A 23,965-nucleotide genomic window follows, 5' to 3' on the forward strand; every position below is an offset into this window, starting at 1 on the left:
GGTATAATTTCTACACCATGCATTCATTCGAGTTCGACGAACGGAAGAGTCGATCGAATCTGGAGAAACACGGCATCGACTTCGTGACCGCCCAGGCCCTCTGGCGTGACCCCGATCTGCTGGAGATCCCTGGCCGCACGGAGGACGAACCCCGCTTTCTGGTGATCGGTCGTATTGAAAGAAGGCACTGGACCGCCGTTGTCACTCACCGAAAGGCCTTTGTCCGTATCATTTCGGTACGCAGGTCGCGCAAAGAAGAGGTTGCGCTGTATGAAAGCGAAGACATTTGACGGGCGCTTTGACAGCGGAGAAGAGATGACCGATGCCCTGAACCTGTCCAGGGCCAAACGCCCGCTGCGCAAACAACGGCGGGTAAACGTGGATTTCCCGAACTGGATGATCGATTCCCTGGACCGAGAAGCCAGCCGACTGGGCGTCACCCGCCAATCCATCATCAAGATCTGGCTGGCGGAGCGGCTGGAAACGACCACTGCCGCCCGTAAAAACGAGGGCACGCCCCGTTAGCCACCGCCAGGTATCGACCGGGAGCGCCCCGTGGCACGACCATTCGGACAGAACCCTCAGCAACAACGGCTGTCTGCGGCCTTCGCGACCGACGCGTTGCAATCGGATTTGAGCGACGAGCGCCGCGAAGCAATTGTCCAGGCGGCACGAAACACCCCCGGAGCCCGGAAACGCCCGCAAAAGGTATTGGCTACGGTTCCCGCCATGCCAATCACCGGCAAAGGGCCGTTGGTGATCGGCATTGGCAACCCCTGGCGCGGCGATGACGGCATCGGCCACGCCGTGGTGGATGCACTGGCCGACACCCCGGGCCTCGCCACCGCGAAAAGCCAGGGCGAGCCCGCTGAGCTGATGGAGCTGTGGCAGGGCCACGACCCCGTGATCCTCGTCGATGCCATCGTCACCGGCGCCGCCCCCGGCACCCTCCACCGCCTGGACGCCCGCGAGCCGCTGCCGCGCGGCGCCCGCTACTCATCCCACGGCATCGGCCTCGCCGAGGCCGTCGAACTCGCCCGCTCGCTGGGCGAGCTCCCGGACACCCTCATCGTCCACGGCATCGAGCCCGCCCGCCTCGAAGATGGCGCCGGCCTCTCGCCCGCGATCCGGGCCGTGATTGGTCAGGCCGTCACCCGAATCCAGGACGATCTCGCGGTGGTCGCGCCAGGCTCCATGTCCTGAGCCCCCGGGGCCTGCTGGCCGGCGGTTGACGTACACTGCAGACGCAATGGATTTTCGAGCATTCACTCTGGGTGTGGTCATCGCACTGGCGCTGACCTATCTGCTGCTGGCGGTGGTGATCCAGCGACTGGATCGCGAGCCGGGCTTCCGGTCGCTGCAGGTCGGGGCCCTGGCTGGTGCCCTCTGCATCTTCCTGGTGGTCCTCCAGGGCATGGTCTCGCCCCTGCTGTCCTTCGTCGTGGCCAATGCCCTGGGCGTGCTCTCGATGCTGATGCTGTGGCAGGGCCTGCATCAATGGCATTTCCATCAGGCGCTGCACAGGGCCTGGTGGTCGTTGCCGGTCCTGATGCTCCTGCTGGGGTACTGGTTTACGCAGGTCCAGTCGGACATCATCGTTCGCACCGTGGCCGTCAACCTGCTGATGCTCCTGCCCCTAGCCGGGCTTGCGTATCTGCTCTGGCGGGTGGCGTCCCGCGCGTATAGCAAGGTCCTGTACCGGGTGGCGGCGGTGGTCGGGTTCGCGATGGCGGCGCTGACGGCCGGGCGCATTCTGGTGGCCATCGGCCTCGGGTTGCCGGCGCGCAGCGTGTTCGATCCCGACTGGCCGCACATGGCGCTGTTTCTTGGCCAGGTCATTGGCCTGTTGACTCTGGTCATGCTGATCGTGGCATTGCTGGTCAATCACGTGGTGCACAAGCTGCGCACTGCGGCCGGCATCGATCCGCTCACCGGCCTTCTCAATCGGCTGGGTTTTCGCAACCGGGTCCAGGCCATCCTGCAGTCACCGGCCGCGAAAAACCGGCAGTTTGCGCTGATGATGTTCGATCTGGACCACTTCAAGCAGATGAATGACCACCACGGACATGACGTGGGCGACCTGGTCCTCAAGCGGCTGGCCCTGGCCATTCAGGTCGCGGCGGGACCCGAGGACCTGCCGGTCCGCCTGGGTGGCGAGGAATTCGCCCTGCTCAGCTTCAGCGACAACCCCCTGGCGCAGGCGGAAACTATCCGCGAACGCTTTGCCGCACCCCACGACTTGTTGCCGGACTGCACGGTCTCCATCGGTCTGGTCCCGGCGCTCAGCCTGGAGGAGAACCACCTGCGCGAGGCCTTTACCCGAGCGGACCAGGCGCTTTACCAGGCCAAGCGCCACGGGCGCAACCGGACCGAGCGGGCCCAGCCAGAGCCCGCCGCCACCTGAGGCCGCGGTGGCTTGTGCGCGGGCCGGGTGCTGATTGACACGGACTGAAAGCCCATTCAGCATCCGGGGCCTTACTCATGGAAAGGGATTGTCCATGACCCCGCCACGGAATGGCGTGTCCGCAGTTCGACAAGAATCCTGCTACGGAGGCCCCGCCAGCCTTTCATGGGCAGGCTGCTATCGTGGGCTCGGGTGTCTCGCGTACGGCCCGCCTGAAGCTTCTCGTCCCCGCAGCCTCGGCCGGTGGGCCTCGCACTCGACCCCTGCGCACGTGAACGGGGCTGTTACTGCCCGGGTCGCTCGCAAGGTGCCAGCATGAAGCTGGCCCTGGTTACGGTATTGCTCGTGGTGGCCGGAATGGGCGCCGGGTACGCGTACGTGCCCGATATTCGCAATGGCATGAACCAGTTTGCGGTCGAGTTTGCCGACGGGTTCGAGCGAGGGTACTACGCGGCCACAGGCCGCTCATTCTCGATGGGATGGTTCTTGAGTGACGGCTCGCCGGAGCCTGCATCCGGGGACTCTCAACGGCAGCCGGATTCGTTGCCCTTTGGCGATCGGTCCGATCGGGGTCTTCTAGAGTCCGCCGCGGCCGAGCCGGATCTCCGGGGCTATGGTCGAATGCCGGATCTTCGCAAAGCCCTGGAGCATGACGAGACCGGGCGTTTGCGCGAACACCTCGACGCCTTTCGAGACGAGCTCGATGTGCAGGCGCGTCGGACACGCATGAAGAACCTGCTGTTCGAGTGGGCCGGCGCCGCCGACGTCGACCCGGAAGGCCGCGGGCCCAACATCGATGGCCGCAAGCTGGCCACTCTGGAGGCCTTTCTGGACCGCGACTTCCGTCAGCAGGGGAGCCCGAACCCGCGCCCCGGCGGTGCGGCCGAGCTGCACAAGGCCTTCGATATCCTGAAAACGCAGATGTACAGCCAGCTCATGCGGCAGACGCACCTGGCGCCCTATTTCGATGCGATCGCCTTTCGCGTGAACCTGTCCGGCCCCGGCTTCGACTTTGCCGACACAACAAACACCCTGCAGGAAACCTTCGAGCGTGACCCGGCTCGGGGGCTGACCGACCTGTTCGAGCTTGAACGCGCTGGCGGCGAGCGGCTGCGGGCAATGGGCTTCGATCCCTACCGCCTGATGCGCGACTGGCTGCTCGAGGCGGGGAGCGACCCAGCTCTACGGAGCGCGCTAATGGTGGTGCTGGGTTGGGACGGGGTGCGCATGGACGGTCACGGCACAGACGCGCGCGAGATCGTGGTGGCGCATGAGGGTGACGCAACGCTGAAGGCCGGACCCGGCGGGGACTGGCTGCTCGGCGGGGAGGGCGACGACACCCTGCATCCCGGACCCGGTGATGACTTCCTGTACGGTGGAGCCGGCAACAACACCTACCGGTTCGGCCTCGGCAGTGGCCACAACACCCTGATCGAGATGTACGGAGACCGCGGCCGTAGCGTGATCGAAGTGGCTCCGGGCATCCGCGCCGAAGACCTCGATATCCAGGTGGAAGGCCACGAACTGGTCCTCGTCCACCGCAACGGCGAGGACAGCATCCGCATCCAGAACTGGTTTGGCTCCATCCGCCCCAAGCGCCACAGCCTGCACGCCGTGCGCCTTGCCGACGGAGGGACCATCGACCTCCCCGGTCCATCTTTACGCGTCAGACCGTAAACGCAAGTAGCGTGCCGCAGCGGCCCTGCCGCACAGGCTTCTCGCACCGATGTAGTCCGTCAGGGGTCGTGCCGGGGCGCGAGTTGCCAAGACCCGGCAGCGGCGGTCCTGGCTTAAGAACCCGAGGACTACTTGTGGTCGCGGTCCGGGACCGGATCGGGGACGGGGGGCGGGGTGGCGCGCGAGGACACGCTGAGGGCGGTGACGGTGACCAGTATGAGGGCCATGCCGATGATCTGAATCAGGGCCAGGCTCTCGTTCAGGATCGCAACGCCGAACAGCGTGGCGGTGACCGGTTCGATCATCGCGACGATCGAGGCCACGGCGGGGGCTGTGGTCCGCAGTCCGTTGATGTAGAAGGCGAACGACAGGCCGGCGCCGAAGATGCCGAGGGCCAGGAACAGCGGCCAGTCGGTGGTGGTCAGCACGGTGGCCATCTGCGTGTTGTCGCCCGGCAGCATCAGCAGGATGACGAGTACGCCGAAGGCGATTGCGAGGATCGCCTGCGGGCTGCCGTGCTGGCCGGCGTACTTGAAGCCGAAGATGAAGATCGCGTAGGACAGGCCCGCCAGCAGGCCGGCACCGGCGCCGATCAGGGTCACGCCGCCTGCCCCGGTGTCGTAGATCTGGGTGAGCAGCACGATGCCGACCATGACCATCGCGATGGCCACCAGCTTGAGTGTGGTGGGGGTCTCCAGCTTCAGGGCGAAGGAGATGATGTAGACGAACACCGGGGCGCAGTACATCAGCGTGGCGGCGACCGCCACACTGCCATGCGCGATGCTGAGGAAGTAGAACGCGAAGTTGCCGGCGACACCCAGGCCGGCCACGGCCGACCAGAACCACATCCGCGGGCTGCCCAGCCCGCTGCCACCCGGGCGCCAGGCGAGCCAGATCAGCACGAACAGCAGGCCGATGGCGCCGCGGTAGAACGAGACCACGAAGGCGTCCCAGCCCTCGGCCATCAGGATGCCGCCGATTCCGCCGGACAGCCCCCAGAAGAAGGCCGCCAGCACCACGAGCCCCACACCCAGACCCATCAATCGCTCCCCTTGTTCGCTGAGTGGATGGTTCGCTGCTGGCCATCGGCGTCGCAACGTGGCCGCGGATCACGGGCGGGCCGTCGCGACCGGCCGAAGGTTACAGGCGCCCACGCATCATACGCAGGCACCTTGCATGGTATCGAAAGACGGTGGCCTCGGCAGGGCCTCGCAGGGGCTGCGACTGGGGTTGGTGCCCGGCTGCGGTTTCGGACCCCTTGCGCTATCGTTGCGGACGACGCGTCTCCCCATGACCTAAAGGGGCACACCCGATGCTTGAGTACATCGTGCTGTTTGCCGCTGCGTTCGCCGCCGCGGCCCTTTCCGGGGCTGCCGGGTTCGGGGGTGCGCTGCTGCTCCTGCCCCTGCTGGTCGCAACCGTTGGCGTCACACAGGCCGTTCCCCTGCTGACCATCGCGCAATTGGTGGGCAACCTCTCCCGTGTGGGCTTCGGCTTCAGCCAGATCCACTGGAAACCCGTCGGGCTTTTTCTGCTGGGGGCGGTCCCGCTCAGCGTTCTGGGGGCCCTGTCATTCGTTCAGCTGCCGCGGGAGCTGGTTACCCGGGCAATTGGCGCCGCCATCCTGCTGTTCGTCGCACTGAAGGTTTTCGGCATCGTGAAGTTCAAGGGTGGCCCGGTGCTTCTTGTGGCCGGCGGCGGGGTCGTCGGGTTCCTGTCGGGGCTGGTGGGCAGTGCCGGGCCCCTCGGCGCAGCCATCTTCCTCTCCCTCGGTCTGCCCCCGGTGGCCTATATCGCCAGCGAGGCGATGACGGCGCTGGTGATGCATGGCGTCAAGACCGTGGTCTATCAGCAGTACATCACGCTGGACCGGGCATTCTGGCTTCTTGCCGCAGTGCTGAGTGTCGCGATGATCCTGGGTACCTGGGTGTCCAAACGGGTCATCGAACGCCTGCCGCGGGAGCTGTTTCAGCGCATCGTGGGTGTCTTGCTGGTGGTCATCGCCGGGTACATGCTGATCCAAGGCTAGAAGCCGGTCGGGTTTCGGTGATCGGCGTTGTCTCATCCGCGCCGGTGCGGTTGAGCGCGCTCCCGGGTTGGAGGAAGCTGGTAACTGACACCGACTGCAATGGCGCACCCAATCCAAGGAGTCGAGATGCACGAGTTTTCGCTGATGGCCGACCTGATGCGCAAGATCGAACAGGTGGCCGCGGACAATAACGCCGAGCGGGTGACCCGGGTGCGGGTCTGGCTGGGCGCGCTGTCGCACATCACGCCGGAGCATTTTCGCGAGCACTTCGAGGACGGCACCCGCGGCACGCTGGCCGAGGGCGCCGAGCTGGAGGTGGAGACCTCCGACGACGAGACCCACCCCGAGGCGCAACAGATCCTGCTGCGGAGCCTGGACGTGGCGTGAACACGCCCGCGACACGCACCCCGGCGCGGGAGCGCTGGCGCCTGGTCGTCACCGGCCGGGTGCAGGGCGTGGGGTTTCGCCCTTTCGTCGCGGCGCTGGCAAAGCGGCTGGCGCTGGCCGGCACGGTCGGCAACACGCCCGAGGGCGTGGTGATCGAGGCCGAGGGCGACGCGGCCCGCCTGTATGCGTTTCGTTCGGCACTGGTGCAAGAGGCGCCGGCAGCCGCGCACGTCGATGGCATTTCCGTCGGCCCCGTAACCCCCACCGGCGCGGCCGGCTTCCGGCTCACTACGGGGCCGAACCGAGGCGGCGCCCCGACCCTGACCCCGGACCGCGCACCCTGTCCCGACTGCCTGGCCGAGATCCGCGATCCGACGGCGCGGCGCTATCGCTATCCGTTCACCGCCTGCACGGCCTGCGGCCCGCGCTGGAGCATCACGACCGCACTGCCCTGGGATCGTGCCCGCACCACCCTTCGCAATTTCCCGCTGTGCCCGGCCTGTCAGGCGGAGTTCGGGAACCCCGGGGATCGGCGCTTCCATGCCGAGGCGATGGCCTGCCCGGACTGCGGGCCCCGGCTCCTGCTGCGCGCGCCGGACGGCACCGAACAGGCCACCGGCGATGCGGCACTGGAGGCCGCTGTGGCGGCCCTGCGCGCGGGGCAGATCCTGGCCCTGAAGGGCGCGGGCGGGTTCCAGTTGCTGGCGGACGCCACCCACGAGGAGACCATCGCCCACCTGCGCGCGCGCAAGCAGCGCCCGGAAAAGCCGCTGGCGGTGCTGCTGCCGGACGGCGACTGGCTGGGGCGTCTGGCGCACATCTCCGATGCGGAACGGGCACTGCTGGACAGCCCGGAGGCCCCGATCGTGCTGGTGGATCGCAAGATTGGCGCGCCGCTGGCCGACAACATCGCCCCGGGGCTGAACCGCCTCGGGCTGATGCGGGCCGCCACACCGCTGCACCAGCTGCTGCTGGACGCATTCGCGACCCCGCTGGTCTGCACCTCCGGCAACCGCAGCGGCGAACCGCTTTGTATCGACGGCGAGGAGGCGGTGGCCCGGCTGGGCGCGATCGCGGATGCCATCCTCGACCACGACCGGCCGATCGCGCGGCCGCTGGACGACAGCGTGTTCCAGATCGCGGCCGGGCGGCCGCAGTGCCTGCGCCTGGGACGGGGAGCCCTGCCCCTGCGCATCCCGCTGCCGCAGCCCGGCCCGGTCACGCTGGCGCTGGGCGGCCAATTGAAGGCGGCACCGGCGCTGGCCCTGGACCGCGAGGTCGTGGTCGGCGCCCATGTCGGCGACCTCGACAGCGATGCGGCCCTGCGCCGCCTCGACAGCGAGGCCCGCGCGCTGGCCGGGCTCTGCGGCGTGCAGATCGAGCGCATCACCTGCGACCGACACCCGGACTATGCCTCCACCACGCTCGCCGAGGGCGCGGGCGTGCCGGTCTTCCCCGTGCAGCACCACCACGCCCATGCCGCGGCCTTTCTGGCCGAGCACGGGGTGCAGGCCCCGGTCCTGGCGCTGGTCTGGGACGGCGCGGGGCTGGGTACCGACGGGACGCTCTGGGGGGGCGAGTGCCTGACCGTGGCCGCCAATGGCGACTGGCAGCGCCTGGGTCACCTGCGCCCGTTCCGGCTGCCGGGGGGCGAGGCCGCAATCCGCGAGCCGCGCCGCGCGCTGCTGGGGCTGCTGCATGCGCACTTCGCGGGCGATACGGCGGCCCTGGCGGCCAGCCCGGCAAGGGCACTGTTTGACGACGCCGAGTGGCCAGCGCTGCTCCGCGCCCTGGATCGCGGGGTCAACGCGCCCTGGACCAGCAGCGTCGGGCGTCTGTTCGATGCGGTGGCCGCCCTGACCGGGCTGCGCACCAGTGCCGGCTTCGAGGGGCAGGCCGCGATGCTCGTGCAGCAGGCGGCGGAGGCCGAACCCGGCGTAGTGGATGCCCCGGACCTGGTCCTGGATGTCGCGATGCCCTGGCAGGCGAACTGGGGCCCGCTGATCGCCGCCCTGCTGGCGGCGCAGGCGGCCGGTGCATCCCCCGGGGGGATCGCCGCGCAGCTGCATGTCGCGCTGGCGCGGTTCGCGGTCGTCGCCGCCCGGGTGGGTGACCGCAAGACCGTGGCATTGACCGGCGGATGCTTCCAGAATCGGCATCTGCTGCAATGCTGCGTGGTGGCCCTGCGCGACGCCGGCTTTCACCCGCTGTGGCCGCGGGCCGTGCCGCCCAACGATGGCGGACTGGCCCTGGGCCAGGCGGCGCTCGCGCGCCGCGCCGCGCACCCGGCCCGACTGGAAGGAGGAGACTGACCCATGTGCCTTGCGATCCCCGGCCGTATCGACAGCGTGGAAGGTGACGACCCGCTGTTCCGCCAGGCGCGCGTGGCCTTCGGCGGCGTCACCCGCACGGTCTCGCTGGCCTGCACGCCGGAGGCCGGGCCGGGCGACTACGTGCTGGTACATGCCGGCATCGCGATCGCCACCATCGACGAGGCCGCCGCCGAACGCACCCTGGCGGCGCTGCGCGCGATTCCCGAGCACGAGCCGCGCACCCCGGAGGGCCCGTGAGGCACCTGGACGAATACCGCGATCCGGCGCTGATCCTGCAACAGGTCGACGCGATCCGGGCGGCCTGCACCCGGCGCTGGACGCTGATGGAGGTCTGCGGCGGCCAGACCCACGCGATCCTGCGCCATGGGCTGGACGACCTGCTGGCGGACGCAGTCGAACTGCTCCACGGCCCCGGCTGCCCGGTCTGCGTGACCCCGACCGAGACCCTGGACCAGGCCGTGCTCCTGACCCGCCGCCCGGAGGTGATGCTGTGCACCTTCGGCGACATGCTGCGCGTACCCGGCGCGCTGGGCGACCTGAACGCCGCGCGCGCGGCCGGCGGCGATGTGCGCGTGATCTACTCGCCGCTGGATGCGGTCGCCTTGGCGCGCGAACACCCGCAGCGCGAGGTGGTGCTGCTGGCGGTAGGCTTCGAGACTACCGCCCCGGCCGCCGCGATCGCGGTACTGCAGGCCGAGGCCCTGGGGCTGTCCAACCTGTCGCTGCTAGTCTCGCACTCGCTGGTGCCGCCGGCGATGGAAGCCCTGCTCACGGACCCGGCCCACCGCATCCAGGGCTTTCTGGCCGCCGGGCATGTCTGCACCGTGGAGGGGGCCGCGGCTTATCAGGCGATGGCCGAGCGTTTCCGGGTGCCCATCGTGGTGACGGGCTTCGAGCCGGTGGACCTGCTGGCCGGGATTCGGGCCTGCGTGGAGCAGCTGGAACGCGGCGAGGCCCGGGTCGAGAACCGCTATGACCGGGCCGCCCGCGACGACGGCAACGCCGCCGCGCGCGATGCGGTGGCCCGCGTGTTCGAGCCGGTGGAGCGCGAGTGGCGCGGCATGGGCCGCCTGCCCGCCAGCGGGCTGGGCCTGCGCCCGGCCTACGCTCGCTTCGATGCGGTCGCGCGTTTCGGGATCGCGGCCCCCGCGACCGGCGCGGACGGGCCCTGCATTGCCGGCGAGGTCCTGCGCGGGCTGCGTCGGCCGACCGACTGCCCGGCCTTCGGCCGCGAGTGCACCCCGGACACCCCGCTGGGCGCACCGATGGTGTCCTCCGAAGGGGCCTGCGCCGCCTACCTGCACTACCGGGGCGGGGCATGACCACGGAGGTGGTCCGCCTCGCGCATGGCGGCGGCGGCCGGCTGCAGGCGAAGCTGCTGGACGAGGTGATCCTGCCGGCGCTGGGCACCCCGGCCCGCGGCGCCCCCGATGCGGCCGTGCTCGACGCACCGGACGGGCGCCTGGCTATGACCACCGACAGCTTCGTGGTGCGCCCCCTGTTCTTCCCCGGCGGCGACATCGGCCGCCTCGCGGTACACGGCACGGTCAACGACCTGGCGATGGCCGGGGCGCGGCCGCTGTGGCTGGCGCTGGGCCTGATCCTCGAGGAGGGGCTGCCCCTGGAGGACCTGCGGCGCATCCTCGCCTCCGTGCGTGCGGCCGCCGAAGAATGTGGCGTCCGCGTCGTGGCCGGCGATACCAAGGTGGTCGAGGCGGGGCGCGGCGACGGGGCCTACCTCAACACCAGCGGGGTGGGCATCGTGCCGGAGGGGGTGCGGATCGCACCGGACGCGATCCGGCCGGGCGACATGCTGCTGGCCAGCGGTGACCTGGGCCGGCATGGCGTTGCCATCCTCGCCGCGCGCGAGGGACTGGGGCTGAACCCGCCGATCCCCAGCGACAGCGCCCCGGTCGCCGGGGCGGTGGCCGAGCTGCTGGCGGCCGATGTGCCCGTACACGCCCTGCGCGACCCCACCCGCGGCGGCGCAGTGGCTGCACTGCAGGAACTGGCCGACGCCTCCGGCTTCCGCCTGGTGCTGGACGATGCGGCCATCCCGGTGCGCGAGGACGTGCGCGGGGCCTGCGAGATCCTCGGGCTGGACCCGCTGCACAGCGCCTCGGAGGGGCGCTTCCTGGCCGCCGTGCCGGAACCCGCGGCCGAACGTGCCCTGAGCGTGCTGCGGTCAAGACCGGAGACGGCCGGTGCCGTCGCCATCGGCCAGGCCGAGGCGGGCGAGCCCGCGGTGATCCGACGCCTCGCGACCGGCGTGGAGCGCCGCGTGATCCTGCCGGCCGGTGAGCAGTTGCCCCGCATCTGCTGAGGGATCGCGGAAACCGCCCGATGGAGTGCTGACGGAGATACGGGATGACGGGCATGACGGCGGCGCCCGCCGGACGTTATGGTGAAACTCACGGTTCAATCAGGAGGAACCCACGATGTCGATGCGCCCCTTGATTCCCGCATTCCTTGCGCTCGCCAGCAGCCCCGCCCTGGCCCACCCGGGGCACGGCCATGGCGACGGCTTCTCTCTGCTGCACTACCTGAGCGCCCCGGAACACGTGGCAGGACTGGTGCTGCTCGCCGTGGTCGGCGGGGGGATTGCCGGCTGGTGGCTGCGCCGCCGACGCCGTGACGACCGCCGGGACTGATCCGGGCGCCCCGCGCACTCATACGCCGGCCGCGACCGGCCACCAGTAGCGCTGCTCGAAGTCCCGGTCCCGATCGCGCACCGGCACCGACTGGAAGCCGACCCGGGCGAAAAAGCCGGCCGCCGAGGTCTGCGCCTTGACCAGCACCCCGTCGACACCCGCGGCGCGGGCGGCCTCCTGGCAGGCCGCCACCAGTTGCCGCCCGACACCCGTACCACGGGCGGAGCGCGCCACGTACAGGCCGTGCAGCAGCAGGCCCGTCGCCGCCCCCTCCGGCAGCTCCCGCGCCTCGGCGGACTCCCAGGTTGCCACGCCGACCACCTGTCCGGCGTCCTCCCGCACGACGGCGTCCAGGAACATCAGGTCGGCCTCGGTGTAGCGATAGGCCGGCAGTGCCAGTCGGCGTACCCGCTCCGGCAAGGGCCAGTCCTCGATCGCCGCGGCGACCAGTCGATTGATCGCCTCCAGGTCCTCGCGAACGGCGGGGCGCAGGCCTGTACCCCGGACGGCAGTGGCGTTCATGCGGCACTCCTTTTTCGGCACGCTTCCTGCTGGGACCCCGCAAGGGGGCGGGGAGTTGCGCGTGAATCGGCTTCACGACAGCGACATGCCGGATCGGAGATAATCCCGCCGCACTACAAGGAGACGACCAGCGCACCATGACGGAACTGAAGAAGGCGATCGAACACCAGCGCGAATACCTGGAAGACAAGCTGCACGACCCCCTGGCGGAGATCGCCGGGCGTCTGTCTGCCGCCTGGCCGCGGCGCGAGGCACTGGATTCGATCCTGGAGGAGGCGATCCGGCAGATCCCGGAAGCGACCTTCGTGTATGCGCTGAACACCGAAGGCATCCAGCTTTCCGACAACATCTCGCGCAGTGGCGTGCTGCCGGAGCACTTCGGGCGCGACCGCTCGCAGCGCCCCTACATGAAGGAGGCCGTGCCGGCCGACGGTTTCCTGCTGTCGGATGCCTACATCAGCCTGCTCGGGCGGCGCCCCTCCCTGACGGCCCTGCAGCTGGTACGCGACGAGGAGGGCAATGCCCTCGGCTTTCTCGGGGCCGACTTCGACCTGCGCAACCTGCCGGATCTGTCGGAGGACCTGTACGAGGAGCCCAGCGAGTGGCGCCAGATCAAGGGCGACCCGTCCATCCGCGGCACGCTGTTCCTGCAGAGCCGTACCGAGAGCCTGATGGACCAGAACATGGACACCGCGCTCGCCATCCTGGAGGAGCTGTTCACCGAGCGCGGGGTGTTCCAGGGCGTGTTCCACTTTTCCAGTTCGAGGGCCACGCTGTGGACCACCGAGGACCCCTACCGCTACCGCATCCTGACCCACGAATCGCTCGCCGATCCCGATGTCTGCCTCGCCTTTCCCCACGAGCCCTACCCGGGGGATGCGCTGCTCCCGAAGGATGCCGTGGGCCGCGTGCTCGAAGGGCTCAAGGCCCTGCGCTTTGCCGACGAGACCATCTACCTGCGCTCGGCCTCGGTGAACCTGTTCAACGGCATGGTCAGCCTGACATTCTCCTGTGACGGCTCGCACTACATGACCTGGGACGAGTTCCTCGGCCGCTCCATCGAGTTCTGGATCGGCGCCACCGGGTAGAAACCAGGGCGGCACGGGGGCACCCGCGGGTACCCCCGTGCCTAACGGGTCAGTGATGGTGATGGTCATCGGTCCCATGACCATGGTCGTGTTCGTGACCATGACCCATCATCTCTCCCTTGGCACGCCGGACTTCGGCCTCCACGGTGAACAGCTCGCCCGAGCGGGTATGCAGCTCGATAGAGACTTCCTGGCCCTTCTGCAGGGGCTCGTGGAGGTCGATCAGCATCACGTGCAGGCCGCCGGGCTGCAGCGCAACTTCGCCGCCGGCCGGAATGGTAATGGCTTCCACCTCGCGCATGCGCATCACGCCCGCGTCGTCTTCCACATGATCATGAAGCTCGGTGACCGCCGCCACCGGCGACGACCCGGACACGATCTCGATGTCTTCTTCCGTCGTGTTGAGCAAGGTCATGTAACCCGCAGTGCTGGGCATTCCGGGGGGCATCAGGCGCACCCAGGGCCGGTCATCGATCTCGACGCCCTCCATGCAGTCACAGAACCCCGGCTCTTTGTGGCCCTCAACATGATGGGCATGTGCACCGGATGTGGCGAACAGACCGACCAGCGCGAGTGCGCAAAGCGTGCGAATGGATGTGTTCATTTCTTGCTTCCTCGTAGTGGGGCGCCGGCGAAATTTGTACGCCGGATATCAGATCAGAATTCCATGGTCCAGTTGGCCCAAAGCGTGCGCCCCGGTTCGTTGATGGAGCGTGTCGCGGTGCCGAGCTCGGACTGACCGCGCTGGATATGTTCGCGGTAGCTGCGGTCGAACAGGTTGTCGATACCGAAGGTGACCCGCGAGTTTCCGAAGGCCTCCATCCCGGCATAGACCGCGGCGGTGGCAAATCCGGGCGTTTCCTCGGTATCAAAGCTGTAGATGGTGCCGTGATCGAGGTGGATGCGGTCCTGGCGCGCGACGCCACGCACCTGCGCCCCGGCAAAGCGGTTCCCGGCCGCGTACTCCAGGCCCAGGGTCAGCTCGGCAGGGGGCGTCTGCGCCAGGGGCACGCCATCACTGTCATTCCGGGCACGTACCCAGGCGGCACTGGCGCGGGCGGTCCAGCTTGGGTGCAGCGCCCAGGCCAGGTCCAGCTCGGCGCCATAGGCGGTGGCATCGACGTTGCGCGCCTCGGGGGCGTCGCGGGCGATCAGGATGTAGTCATCGAACTGACCGTAGAAGACGGCCACGGATCCGGTCAGATCGCCATGATGCACCTGTACGCCCAGATCGAGCTGGGTGAGCGTCTCGGTCTCTAGCTCGAACACGCGACGGCGCTCCCAGAAGTCGGCGGCGCGTTCGGCCCGCCCGATGCCCACATACCCGGTAGCCGGCCAGGCCGCGAAATCCTGTTCGACCCGCAGGAAGCCGCTCGTCTGGTTGTTGCTGTCGACGCTCCCGGCCGCGGCCCCGCCGAACCCGTCCTCGGCCTGGGCCTCGGCCCGCGAGCGATCCACGCGCAGCCCCGTGACCAGGCGGCGGGCGTCCGTCAGCGGATACTCCAGCTCCGCAAAGCCTCCGATATCGCGGAACCGGGCGGTGCCGTTGCGTGGCACGTCACGCCAGCCGAGCGCCGCCATGCCCATCAGGCGGTTGTCGCGGTGCCGGTTGCGCTGATATTCGGCCCCCGCGTGCAGCAGGGCCTCGCCCGGCAGCACGAAATCAGCGGCGAGGCGCGCCCCGGTCGTTACACGGTCGGGGTAGCGGACCATCGGCATGCCCGGTGGCTCGCGCAGCGTGAAGTTGTCCATCACGTGGTCGATTTCGTTGTAGAAGACCCGGGCCTCGATCTGGTCCAGCCAGGGTGCGAGGCGCTCTCGGGTCACGGCCAGGCTGTAGCCTGTACGCTCGAATTGCGTGCCGTCCATGCCCCGATCGTCATAGGCCGCTTCGGCATTCGAGCGGTCCAGGGTGAACTCGACCAGAGTGTCGTCATCCGGGCGCCATCCGACAATGCCGGTGCCACTCCAGCGCGAGTACTGCGAGTGCACGGTATTGCCGTCACCATCGCGATAGTCGGACTGGTCGGACAGGGTGCCGATCCCGCGGATGTAGCCGTGCTCGTTCCCGGTCGCGATATCCGTGACCAGATCGAAGCGGTCGAAGCGACCCACGGTGATCCCCGTAAAGCCCCGGACCTCTCCGGCGGTTTCGAACCGCGGGGCCTCGCGCTCGAAGTGCACCACGCCGGCGGGACTGGCACCATAGCGGACGCTCTGCGGCCCCTTGGTGACCTCGATGTGCTCGTAGGCCTGGGGGTAGACATAGGCGGTTGGCGGGTCCATCCGCCCTTCACAGCCGCCGAGGATCGGGGCGTTGTCCAGCAGGATCGCTAGGCGCGAGCCGCCCAGCCCACGCAGCTCCGGGTCTCCACTGGTGCCGCCCTTGCGGCTGACCGTGAACCCCGGGACGGAGCCGAGATAGGCGCCACCGTCATGGGCGGGCAGTGGCAGGCGAGGTTGGCGCGGGTCGGTGGTCACCACGCCTGGGCCGGTCATGGGCGAAGCCGTGATGACCACCGGGCTCAGGCGTGATGGTTCATCGGCTGCCAGGGGCGTCACGGCAAGCATCAGGCCCGCGCCCACCAGACAGCCCGGCAAGGTGTAACGGCTTTTCATTGCGTCCTGCTCCGTTGTTCATCAGGAGCCTGGACAATGGCAAACCCCGTGCCAGCCCGCGTGCCCCCCCTGAACGCAGTGGACGGACGGGTGTTTCGCGCGCGGACGCCCGCTAGGGCCCACGCCATGGGTGTGGCAAATGCCACATCCATGGCGCTAAATGCCGCGCTTTGTCTCTCGCGACGCCTAGTATGGCTTGCCAGACGGGCCGGGTCCGGGCAGGCTTTGGCGGCATTCATACAGGAAAACCGTCGTTTCATGGATGTGACTCCCGAGCTGATTGGGGATTCCCCCGAACTGCAGGCACTGCTGCGGCAGACCAACCTGGTTGCGCGAACCGATGCGACCGTGCTGATTCAGGGCGAGAGCGGAACCGGCAAGGAGCGCCTGGCGCACTGTATCCATGCGCACAGCCGGCGCAGTGCGGCACCCATGATCAGCGTGAACTGTGCGTCTCTGCCGGTCGATCTGGTCGAGTCGGAGCTGTTCGGCCATCGTCGCGGGGCTTTTACCGGGGCACGCGAGGCCCAACAGGGCCTGATTCGTCAGGCGCATGGCGGCACCCTGCTGCTGGACGAGATTGCCGAACTGCCTGCCGGGGCACAGGCCAAGCTGCTGCGCTTTCTGGAAAGCGGCGAATGCCAGCCGCTGGGAGCAGCCCGTCCCGAGAAGGTGGATGTCCGTATCATCGCCGCGACCCATCAGGAGCTAAACCAGCATGTAGCCGAGGGCCGCTTCCGCCCCGACTTGTTCTACCGGCTGTTCGTGGTCCCGCTGGAGATGCCACCACTGCGGCAGCGGCAGGGGGATGTACGGCGTCTGGTCGAATATTTCCGCATGGAGCTGGCGGCCGCACACGATCTCGAACCGCCCATTTTTACGCCTGAGCTCCTGCGCTGGTTTGAGCGCTGGCCATGGCCGGGCAATGTGCGCGAGCTGAAGAATCTGGTCGAGCGTTGTGTCATTTTCATGGCCGGTCAGGCCATCCGCCCGCAGGATCTGCCGGATTCCTGGTTGCAGTCACCGCGGGACGGACAGCAGGGGCCGTGGGTACTGCCGCCCGACGGTCTGAGCCTGGAACGCCTCGAGATCGACTTGATCCGTCAGGCCCTGGAGCGCACGGCCGGCAATCGCTCCCGTGCGGCCCGGCTGCTGGGTATCACGCGCGACACCCTGCTGTATCGCATGAAGAAAAACGCTATTTCATAGCAAGCGCCCGGCCGTCGCCCGGGTTCGTCCTACGGTGACGATCGGCAAATTCCCGCCCGGTGAGTGAGTGGTTCTGAGGCCGCTCATCGGGTGCTGAGAACTCAGCCACGCAGAGTGCCCAGGAGGGTGCTTTTCATTTATTGCGCCTACTGTCGCTATCCGGCCGCTGCGGGGCCGGCCAGCCATCGGCTGCAGAGCCTGACAGGCGTATGCCGACTGCGCGATCATGGCGGGACTGCCAACCGGGAATGGCCATGAAAACCGCACACGCCAGGGATGTCGGCGGACGCGCCGAGCAGCAGGATCAGGCCGCCACGTTCGCGGCCCCTGACGGCAGCGGCTGGTTGCTGCTGGTCGCGGACGGCATGGGCGGGCATCAGGGGGGTGCGGCGGCCGCGGCCGAGGCCTTGCGCACCGCCGAGCGGCTGTGGCGGGGGTGCGATGGCCGACCATCGCACCCTCAGGATTTCCTCAAGCAGCTGTTTCATCAGACCCAGTCCGCGCTGTGGGACCCGGATGCCGCCCCCGAGCGGCGCCCCGGTACGACCCTGGTGGCCCTGTACAGCGATGGCGAGCGCGCCTGGTGGGCCCATTGCGGCGACAGCCGCCTGTATCACTTCGAAGGCGATACGCTTCGGCAGCGCACCCGCGACCACACCCGGGTCCAGCAGCTGGTGGACGCCGGCATGATCCGGGAAGAAGACGCCGCCACCCACCCGGACCAGAACCGGCTGATGCAGGCTCTGGGCGCGATGGATGCCATCCGGGTGGAATACGGGAGCGCAGTCCTGACCCGCGCCAGCCGCTTCCTGCTCTGTTCCGACGGCTTCTGGTCCCAGATATTGCCGGTGGAGATGGCCACGCTGCTGGAGGCCCCCGATCCGGGGCGGCACCTCCCGCGGCTGGTGGCCGAGGCGGCCCGGCGCGGCGGGCCCCGGGGCGACAACGTAGCGGCCGCGATCCTGTGGCCGGAGGGCGCATCCAGCGGCCGTGCCTACCGGCGGCCGATGCTGCTGGGGCTGGTGCTGCTCGTGGCGCTGGCCATCCTGTTCTGGCCGCTGGATTGATCGGCACCGTATACTCGATGCCCCTTGCCACACGGAAGTTGCTGCCGCCCTCCATGTTCCTGACGCCCTCCATCCTGCGTGCCATGGTCCTCGTCCTGCTGGCGGGTCTGGTGACCGGCTGCGCCCAGTTGCAGGGCATGCTGGACCCGGACGGCGATGCCGAGGCGCAGACCGATGAGGTAGACGCGGCGCCTGCCGCCGCCCGTGCCGCACCGGAACCCAGCGCCCCGGTCCCCGTGATCGAGGACATTATCGAAGACCTTCAGGCCGGGGCGTACGCCGACGCCGAGCAGGCGCTGGACCGGCTCCTGGAGGCGCAGCCCGACCACCCCGCCGCCCGCAGTCTGCATCGACAGCTGACGGTCGACCCCCGGCAGGCCCTGGGCAGCGCCTATTCGACCCACCATGTCGCGGCCGGCGAGACCCTGGCCCAGCTGGCGCGTGAACACCTGGGCGATGCCTCGCAATTCGTGATTCTCGCGCGCTACAACGACCTGGAGCGCCCGGCGCACCTGCTGGTGGGGCAGGCGCTGAGGATCCCCGAGCGCAAGATGGACACCCCGGGTCCGGGCGTCGAACCGGTCCAGCCGGACCCTGGCGAGTCCCCGGCCATGGCCTATCGCGAGGCCATCGAGGAGGCGCTGGATGCCGGGCACTACGAACAGGCGCTGACCCTCACCGCCCGGGCGCGTGCCGAGGCCCCCGGGGGCGCGGCCGCCGGCGGGTGGCTGGAGCGGCTGGAGCGCGAGGCCGAGGCCGGCTACTGGGAGCAGACCGGCGACCGCGCGCGCGCCGAGGGCGCCTACGAGGATGCCCTGGAGGCCTATGCCCGCGCCCTGCAGTCCGATCCCGAGCGTGCGAGCGTCCTGGAGGCGCAGGAGCGTCTGCGTGTCGCGCAGAAGGAGGCGCTGCACAAGGAGGCGATCGTGCGCTACCGCAACCAGGATCTGGATAAGGCCATCGCGCTGTGGGACCAGGCGCTGAAGATCGACCCCGAGTTCGAGGCCGCGCGTGGTTACCGGCTGCGCGCACAGGAGCTGCAGCGGCGGCTGGACGCCCTCGACAACAGCTAGGGAAGCACTGATTTTTAATTAGTGTTTCCCTGGCTTACGGACCGACTGGCGGCGTGGCCCTGTGCCCAGCCGGTGGCCGAATCAAAGTGCCAGCCGGAATCCCGCCCCCAGGGCCGCGCAGGCCAGGATCAGCGGGATGATCCCGACGCGGAAGCGCGCGAGGGCGATGAAGGCGGCGATCCCCAGCAGAGCGGAAAACACGTCCGGGGCCGCCTCGAACCCCTGCGGCCACAGCACATGCCAGGCAAAAAAGACCGCCAGGTTCGCGATCACCCCGACTACCGCCGCGGTGATGCCGGTCAGCGGCCCGGTGAAGTGCAGATCGCCGCGAGTCCGCTCGACCAGGGGCGCCCCGGCCAGGATGAACAGGAACGACGGCAGGAAGGTGAAGAAGGTCGCCACCAGGGCCCCGAGCAGGGCGGCCAGCAGCACCTGATCCGGCCCGAGGAAGGCCTGCGTCCAGCCACCGATGAAGCCGACGAAGGTGACGACCATGATCAGCGGGCCGGGCGTGGCCTCGCCCAGCGCGATCCCGTCGATCATCTGCGCCGGGCTCAGCCAGCCATAGGTCTCGACACCGCCCTGGTACACGTAGGGCAGGACCGCATACGCCCCGCCAAAGGTGACCAGCGCGGTCTGGGTGAAGAACTGCCCCATGCGGGTCAGGGTCGCGTCCCAGCCGAATACCAAGAGCAGGGCCCCGAACACGGCAGCCCAAAGGCCCAGGCCAACCACCAGAAAGCGGACCACCCGCGACCAGCGAAACTGCATCCAGGGGGCGGGTGGCGTGTCGTCGTCCACCACGGCCGGATGCCGGGGGCGATCCTCGTCGGCCGCAGGCGCGGTACCAGTCTGGAAGCGCTGCGGCCAGATACGGCTGCCCAGCCAGCCGAGCATCCCGGCCGCGATGATGATGTACGGGAACGGGATATTGAGCGCGAAGATCGCCAGGAAGGCCGCAATCGCCATGATCCACAGCAGGCCGTTGTTGAGCACCCGCCCGCCGATGCGCCAGCCGGCGTAAACGATGATGGCGACCACGGCGGGTTTGATGCCGTAGAACACCGCCTCCACCGCGGCCACGTCGCCGAAGGACAGGTAGACCCAGGACAGCCCGGTGATCAGCAGCAGTGACGGCAGGATGAACAGCAGCCCGGCCATCAGACCGCCCAGGGTGCCGTGCAGCAGCCAGCCCAGATAGGTGGCCAGCTGCTGGGCCTCAGGGCCTGGCAGCACCATGGAGTAGTTCAGCGCGTGCAGGAAGCGCTTTTCCGATACCCAGTGCCGGCGTTCCACCAGCTCGTCGTGCATCATCCCGATCTGTCCGGCGGCACCGCCAAACGAGACCAGGCCCAGTTTCAGCCAGTAGCGAAAGGCCTCGGCCCGGCCCGGGGCGGGCGGTGGCGCGCTGCTGTGGTGCTGCGGTTCGCGTTCCTGAGTCACGGGTGCCACCGGTGGTTGTCGCCACGATCAAAAAGGCCCGGCGCCTTGCGGGGCCGGGCCTTCTGCAGACGCGCGGCGGGCCGCCGCGCGGGGAGGGCTGGATCAGCCCTCGTTGTGGTAGCGGGTGATCAGCTCCACTTCGTTCTTAGCACCCAGCACCACCGGCACGCGCTGGTGGATGCCTTCGGGGCTGATGTCCATGATGCGCTCGCGCCCGGTGGTGGAGGCCCCGCCGGCCTGCTCGATGATGAAGCTCATCGGGTTGGCCTCGTACATCAGGCGCAGCTTGCCGGCCGTGCCCTTGGCCTGCATCTTCGAGTCCATCGGGTACATGAACACGCCGCCACGCGACAGGATGCGGTGCACCTCGGCGACCATGGAGGCCACCCAGCGCATGTTGAAGTCCTTGCCGCGCGGACCTTCCTTGCCGGCCAGGCATTCGTCGATGTAGCGCTTCATCGGGCCTTCCCAGAAGCGGCTGTTGGACATGTTGATCGCGAATTCCTGGGTCTCTTCCGGGATCTGCACGCTGTTCTTGGTCAGCAGGAACTCACCGAAGTCCTTGTCCAGGGTGAACATCTGCACGCCCTTGCCGGTGGTCATCACCATCATGGTGGACGGCCCGTACAGGCAGTAGCCGGCGGCGACCTGCTTGGTGCCCGGCTGCAGGAAGTCCTCGGTCTTCGGATCCTTGACGCCCTCGGGGGCCTTGAGGATGGAGAAGATGGTGCCGACGGAGACGTTCACGTCGATGTTGGAGGAGCCGTCCAGCGGATCGAACAGGACCAGATAGTGGCCGCGCGGGGCGTCCTTCGGCATTTCGCAGATCTCGTCCATCTCCTCGGAGGCCAGACCGGCGGCGTGGCCGTTGTAGCCCAGCGCCTCGATGAAGACCTCGTTGGTGATGATGTCGAGCTTCTTCTGGGTCTCGCCCTGCACGTTCTCGGACCCGGCCGAGCCGAGGACGCCGACCAGGTCGCCCTTGTCGACCAGGGCCGAGATCTTCTTGCAGGCCGTGGCGATATCGTTGAGCAGGCCGGTGAATTCGCCGGTCGCGCCCTGGATGCCGCGCTGGGTCTCGATGATGTAGTTGGTCAGAGTCGTTCCGATATGCATGATGCGGTCCTGATGGTGTTGTGAATCGGGGTGACACCGCGCCATCGGGGTGCAGCGGCACCATCGCGGGGCGAACGGCCCCGGCGCGTCGGGTGTCAGAACCGGCATAGTGTAGCAAAAGCACCCGGGCGGGCCGATCCGGCGACCTTCCCCGGTGCGGCGCGGCTGGCATCGCGCCTGCATGATATCCGGGAGCCCATCACTAAGGAGGGAGTTCCGCATGCCGCAGAACGCGCTGTATGCCCAGTCCGGCGGGGTCACCGCCGTCATCAACGCCAGTGCCTGGGGGGTGATCGAGGCGGTGCGCAATCACCCGGCCCACTTCGGCAAGATCTATGCTGCGCGCGACGGCATCCTTGGCGTGCTGCGCGAGGAGATCATTGACCTGGATCACGAAGACCCGCTGACCCTGGCAGCCCTCCGGCACACCCCGGGCGGGGCCTTTGGCTCCTGCCGCTTCGACCTCGGCGACCCGGACCAGGACCCGGGGCAGTACCAGCGCCTGGTCGAGGTCTTCCGTGCCCACGACATCGGCACCTTCTTCTACAACGGCGGCGGCGGCTCCATGGATACCGCGCTCAAGATCGCGAAGATGGGCGAGCGCATGGGGTTTCCGATCAAGGCCATCGGCGTGCCCAAGACCATCGACAACGACCTGGCGATCACGGATTCCAGCCCCGGGTTCGGTTCCGCGGCCAAGTTCATCGCGACCACGGTGCGCGAGGCGAGCCTGGACGTTGAATCCATGCACACCAGCTCGACCAAGGTGTTCGTGATGGAGGTGATGGGGCGGCATGCCGGCTGGCTGGCCGCCGCCGCGGCGCTGGCGCAGGAGTTCGACGGCCAGCCGCCGATGCTGATTCTGTTCGCCGAGGTCGCGTTCGACCAGGACGACTTCCTGGAGCACCTGAACCGCACCATCGAGCGGCATGGCTACTGCGTGGTGGTGGTCTCCGAGGGCCTCAAGAATCCCGACGGAACCCTGTTTTCGGTTGCCCAGAGCCACGATGTGTTCGCCTACACCCAGCTCGGCGGCGCGGCCCCGCGCCTGGCCGAACTGATCCGCGAAAAGACCGGGCACAAGCTGCACTGGGCCGTGGTGGACTACATCCAGCGCGCCGCCCGCCATATCGCCTCGAAGGTGGACGTGGAACAGGCCTATGCCTGCGGCCGCGCGGCGGTCGAGGGCGTGGTGGCCGGCGAGGACGCCTTCATGCCGATCATCCGGCGCGACTCCGACCGGCCCTATCGCTGGAGCATCGGTTTTACCCCACTGGAGACCGTCGCCGACATCGAGCAGGGCATGCCGCGCGACTACATCACGCCGGACGGCTACGGCATTACCCAGGCCGCCCGCGATTACCTGCGGCCGCTGATACAGGGCGAGGACGCCCCGCCGTTCGACCAGGGGCTGCCCTGCTACCCGCGCATTCGTGGCGAACTCTTGCCAAAACGCTGCCCGCCGTTCGAGGTGAAGACTGACTAGGGTTTTCCGGGCGCACTGGGACCGACGTTCAGCCAGGCGTGCTGAAACGCGAAGAATTGGCGGGCGACGGCATCTGCCTCGGCGAGGCGCAGGTAGTCCGCATGCGCGACGGGTGCGCATCCCGCGCAGACGAAGGTGATGCCGTCACAGAGACTGCTGCAGCACGGCAGGCTGCTGGTTCGGTATGGCCGGTAATGCACGGCGATCGCATCGGTATTCGCGACACCGCCAGGCGAGGACTCCAGCGCCAGGGGTTTGCCACAGTGGCTGCAGGTGGCCTCGATCCGGCTGTCCGCGTTACTCAGCATCGGGATGGCCAGGGCATCGATGGCGCACATCGCCGCGACCGGACCGCCATCGCCAGTGGTGACCGTAATGCCGCCGGGTGTGGCGCTGTACGGGTAGCAGCCCAATCCGTGGCTCTGGTACGCCACTGCATCCAGTGCCGCCAGTTGCTCGAGCGCGTCGCCATCCAGCGCGTGGATCTCCGGTGGCCGTCCGTGCCGGCGCCAGTGCTCCAGTACTTCGAGGTAGGTGTCGCGCACGGTCTTGGGCTCACCCCGCAGGCGCTGTTCCAGGGGGAAATCGCCCCGCAGGCGTCCCAGGGCTTCCGCCATGCGCACCGGATTCACGAAGACGAGCAGCAGCCCCCCGGTCCCTCCTGCTGGACAGGTGGACAGGGCACGGTCCCGTAGGAACAGAAGACGCAGCAATCCCCCGGCAACGGCCTCAGCAGGCGGCCGCAGCCGGTGCACTCGTAGAACCACTGGCAGGCATCGGTGGGCATCGTCTCGGTCTTCTGATGGCCGCACTCCGGGCAGGTCAGGGTCGACTCGGGGATGATCTCGTTCATATGCGTTT

General features: G+C 68.5%; 25 protein-coding genes. 17 read left to right on the forward strand and 8 right to left on the reverse strand.

Features of this window, described 5'->3' with window-relative positions:
* Positions 1-17 precede the first annotated feature (17 nt).
* From D000_RS0100825 to D000_RS0100845, 5 genes are all read left to right on the forward strand, one after another.
* Positions 18-290, forward strand: coding sequence for a BrnT family toxin (locus D000_RS0100825; protein WP_018871651.1), 273 nt, complete (start codon positions 18-20; stop codon positions 288-290).
* A 25-nt stretch (positions 291-315) separates the two neighbouring features.
* The gene (gene brnA / locus D000_RS0100830; RefSeq protein WP_018871652.1) at positions 316-525 is read left to right on the forward strand and encodes a type II toxin-antitoxin system BrnA family antitoxin; all 210 of its coding nucleotides are present in this window, start codon (positions 316-318) and stop codon (positions 523-525) included.
* Between the two features lie 204 nt (positions 526-729).
* Entirely contained in the window at positions 730-1,203 is a 474-nt protein-coding gene (locus tag D000_RS0100835; protein WP_018871653.1) for a hydrogenase maturation protease, read from the forward strand.
* Between the two features lie 46 nt (positions 1,204-1,249).
* Positions 1,250-2,404: a diguanylate cyclase gene (locus D000_RS0100840; protein WP_026279659.1), complete on the forward strand. Its 1,155-nt coding sequence runs from the start codon at positions 1,250-1,252 to the stop codon at positions 2,402-2,404.
* Positions 2,405-2,719: 315 nt separating this feature from the next.
* Positions 2,720-4,081 (forward strand): calcium-binding protein, encoded by a 1,362-nt coding sequence (locus tag D000_RS0100845; protein ID WP_026279660.1) that lies wholly within the window; start codon positions 2,720-2,722, stop codon positions 4,079-4,081.
* A gap of 128 nt (positions 4,082-4,209) precedes the next feature.
* Here the strand turns inward: D000_RS0100845 and D000_RS0100850 are convergent, their stop codons facing one another.
* The gene (locus D000_RS0100850) at positions 4,210-5,121 is read right to left on the reverse strand and encodes a DMT family transporter (RefSeq protein WP_018871656.1); all 912 of its coding nucleotides are present in this window, start codon (positions 5,119-5,121) and stop codon (positions 4,210-4,212) included.
* A gap of 272 nt (positions 5,122-5,393) precedes the next feature.
* Here D000_RS0100850 and D000_RS0100855 point away from each other — a divergent pair, with 272 nt between their 5' ends.
* The 7 genes from D000_RS0100855 (at position 5,394) to D000_RS0100885 (ending at position 11,481) form a co-directional block, all read left to right on the forward strand.
* A complete protein-coding gene (locus tag D000_RS0100855) occupies positions 5,394-6,110 on the forward strand; it encodes a sulfite exporter TauE/SafE family protein (RefSeq protein ID WP_018871657.1) in 717 nt (238 codons plus the stop codon).
* 126 nt (positions 6,111-6,236) lie between these two features.
* Entirely contained in the window at positions 6,237-6,497 is a 261-nt protein-coding gene (locus tag D000_RS0100860) for a hydrogenase maturation nickel metallochaperone HypA (protein ID WP_018863238.1), read from the forward strand.
* Entirely contained in the window at positions 6,494-8,809 is a 2,316-nt protein-coding gene (gene hypF, locus D000_RS0100865; RefSeq protein WP_018871658.1) for a carbamoyltransferase HypF, read from the forward strand. The genes D000_RS0100860 and hypF overlap by 4 nt, the downstream gene beginning before the upstream one ends.
* A gap of 3 nt (positions 8,810-8,812) precedes the next feature.
* Positions 8,813-9,067, forward strand: a complete 255-nt coding sequence (locus D000_RS0100870; protein ID WP_018871659.1) for a HypC/HybG/HupF family hydrogenase formation chaperone — start codon at positions 8,813-8,815, stop codon at positions 9,065-9,067.
* On the forward strand, positions 9,064-10,152 hold the full coding sequence (gene hypD, locus D000_RS0100875) for a hydrogenase formation protein HypD (RefSeq protein WP_018871660.1): 1,089 nt from the start codon (positions 9,064-9,066) through the stop codon (positions 10,150-10,152). The genes D000_RS0100870 and hypD overlap by 4 nt, the downstream gene beginning before the upstream one ends.
* Positions 10,149-11,153 carry a hydrogenase expression/formation protein HypE gene (gene hypE, locus D000_RS0100880; protein ID WP_018871661.1) on the forward strand — a complete coding sequence of 335 codons (1,005 nt, stop codon included), beginning with the start codon at positions 10,149-10,151 and terminating at the stop codon, positions 11,151-11,153. Before hypD ends, hypE begins: the two co-directional genes overlap by 4 nt.
* Before the next feature lie 115 nt (positions 11,154-11,268).
* Positions 11,269-11,481: a hypothetical protein gene (locus D000_RS0100885; RefSeq protein ID WP_018871662.1), complete on the forward strand. Its 213-nt coding sequence runs from the start codon at positions 11,269-11,271 to the stop codon at positions 11,479-11,481.
* Between the two features lie 18 nt (positions 11,482-11,499).
* On the opposite strand, the gene D000_RS0100890 is transcribed toward D000_RS0100885, so the two are convergent.
* Complete coding sequence (locus tag D000_RS0100890; RefSeq protein WP_018871663.1) at positions 11,500-12,003, reverse strand: GNAT family N-acetyltransferase; 504 nt, start codon at positions 12,001-12,003, stop codon at positions 11,500-11,502.
* A gap of 137 nt (positions 12,004-12,140) precedes the next feature.
* Here D000_RS0100890 and D000_RS0100895 point away from each other — a divergent pair, with 137 nt between their 5' ends.
* Positions 12,141-13,091 carry a PDC sensor domain-containing protein gene (locus D000_RS0100895; protein ID WP_018871664.1) on the forward strand — a complete coding sequence of 317 codons (951 nt, stop codon included), beginning with the start codon at positions 12,141-12,143 and terminating at the stop codon, positions 13,089-13,091.
* Positions 13,092-13,140: 49 nt separating this feature from the next.
* On the opposite strand, the gene D000_RS0100900 is transcribed toward D000_RS0100895, so the two are convergent.
* Positions 13,141-13,695: a copper chaperone PCu(A)C gene (locus D000_RS0100900; protein ID WP_026279661.1), complete on the reverse strand. Its 555-nt coding sequence runs from the start codon at positions 13,693-13,695 to the stop codon at positions 13,141-13,143.
* A 53-nt stretch (positions 13,696-13,748) separates the two neighbouring features.
* On the reverse strand, positions 13,749-15,662 hold the full coding sequence (locus D000_RS0100905) for a TonB-dependent copper receptor (protein ID WP_231370988.1): 1,914 nt from the start codon (positions 15,660-15,662) through the stop codon (positions 13,749-13,751).
* 306 nt (positions 15,663-15,968) lie between these two features.
* On the opposite strand from D000_RS0100905, the gene D000_RS0100910 reads away from it, so the two are divergent.
* The 3 genes from D000_RS0100910 to D000_RS0100920 all read left to right on the forward strand — a co-directional run bounded on the left by D000_RS0100910 (position 15,969) and on the right by D000_RS0100920 (position 19,059).
* Entirely contained in the window at positions 15,969-16,919 is a 951-nt protein-coding gene (locus D000_RS0100910) for a sigma-54-dependent Fis family transcriptional regulator (protein ID WP_018871667.1), read from the forward strand.
* Between the two features lie 254 nt (positions 16,920-17,173).
* Positions 17,174-17,986 (forward strand): PP2C family serine/threonine-protein phosphatase, encoded by an 813-nt coding sequence (locus tag D000_RS0100915; protein ID WP_018871668.1) that lies wholly within the window; start codon positions 17,174-17,176, stop codon positions 17,984-17,986.
* Positions 17,987-18,039: 53 nt separating this feature from the next.
* Positions 18,040-19,059 carry a tetratricopeptide repeat protein gene (locus D000_RS0100920; protein WP_018871669.1) on the forward strand — a complete coding sequence of 340 codons (1,020 nt, stop codon included), beginning with the start codon at positions 18,040-18,042 and terminating at the stop codon, positions 19,057-19,059.
* Between the two features lie 81 nt (positions 19,060-19,140).
* On the opposite strand, the gene chrA is transcribed toward D000_RS0100920, so the two are convergent.
* Together chrA and D000_RS0100930 are read right to left on the reverse strand one after the other, a co-directional pair.
* Positions 19,141-20,502 (reverse strand): chromate efflux transporter, encoded by a 1,362-nt coding sequence (gene chrA, locus D000_RS0100925; RefSeq protein ID WP_018871670.1) that lies wholly within the window; start codon positions 20,500-20,502, stop codon positions 19,141-19,143.
* Between the two features lie 102 nt (positions 20,503-20,604).
* Entirely contained in the window at positions 20,605-21,618 is a 1,014-nt protein-coding gene (locus tag D000_RS0100930) for a class 1 fructose-bisphosphatase (RefSeq protein ID WP_018871671.1), read from the reverse strand.
* A 220-nt stretch (positions 21,619-21,838) separates the two neighbouring features.
* Between D000_RS0100930 and D000_RS0100935 the strand changes: the two genes are divergently transcribed.
* The gene (locus D000_RS0100935; RefSeq protein WP_018871672.1) at positions 21,839-23,104 is read left to right on the forward strand and encodes a 6-phosphofructokinase; all 1,266 of its coding nucleotides are present in this window, start codon (positions 21,839-21,841) and stop codon (positions 23,102-23,104) included.
* Here D000_RS0100935 and merB read toward each other — a convergent pair.
* Together merB and D000_RS0100945 are read right to left on the reverse strand one after the other, a co-directional pair.
* Positions 23,101-23,721: an organomercurial lyase gene (gene merB, locus D000_RS0100940; protein WP_038047429.1), complete on the reverse strand. Its 621-nt coding sequence runs from the start codon at positions 23,719-23,721 to the stop codon at positions 23,101-23,103. The genes D000_RS0100935 and merB overlap by 4 nt on opposite strands.
* Before the next feature lie 11 nt (positions 23,722-23,732).
* Complete coding sequence (locus tag D000_RS0100945; RefSeq protein WP_018871674.1) at positions 23,733-23,957, reverse strand: GDCCVxC domain-containing (seleno)protein; 225 nt, start codon at positions 23,955-23,957, stop codon at positions 23,733-23,735.
* Positions 23,958-23,965 lie beyond the last annotated feature (8 nt).

This window comes from Thioalkalivibrio sp. ALJ16 (assembly GCF_000377345.1).
In the GTDB taxonomy this organism is placed as follows: Bacteria; Pseudomonadota; Gammaproteobacteria; order Ectothiorhodospirales; family Ectothiorhodospiraceae; genus Thioalkalivibrio.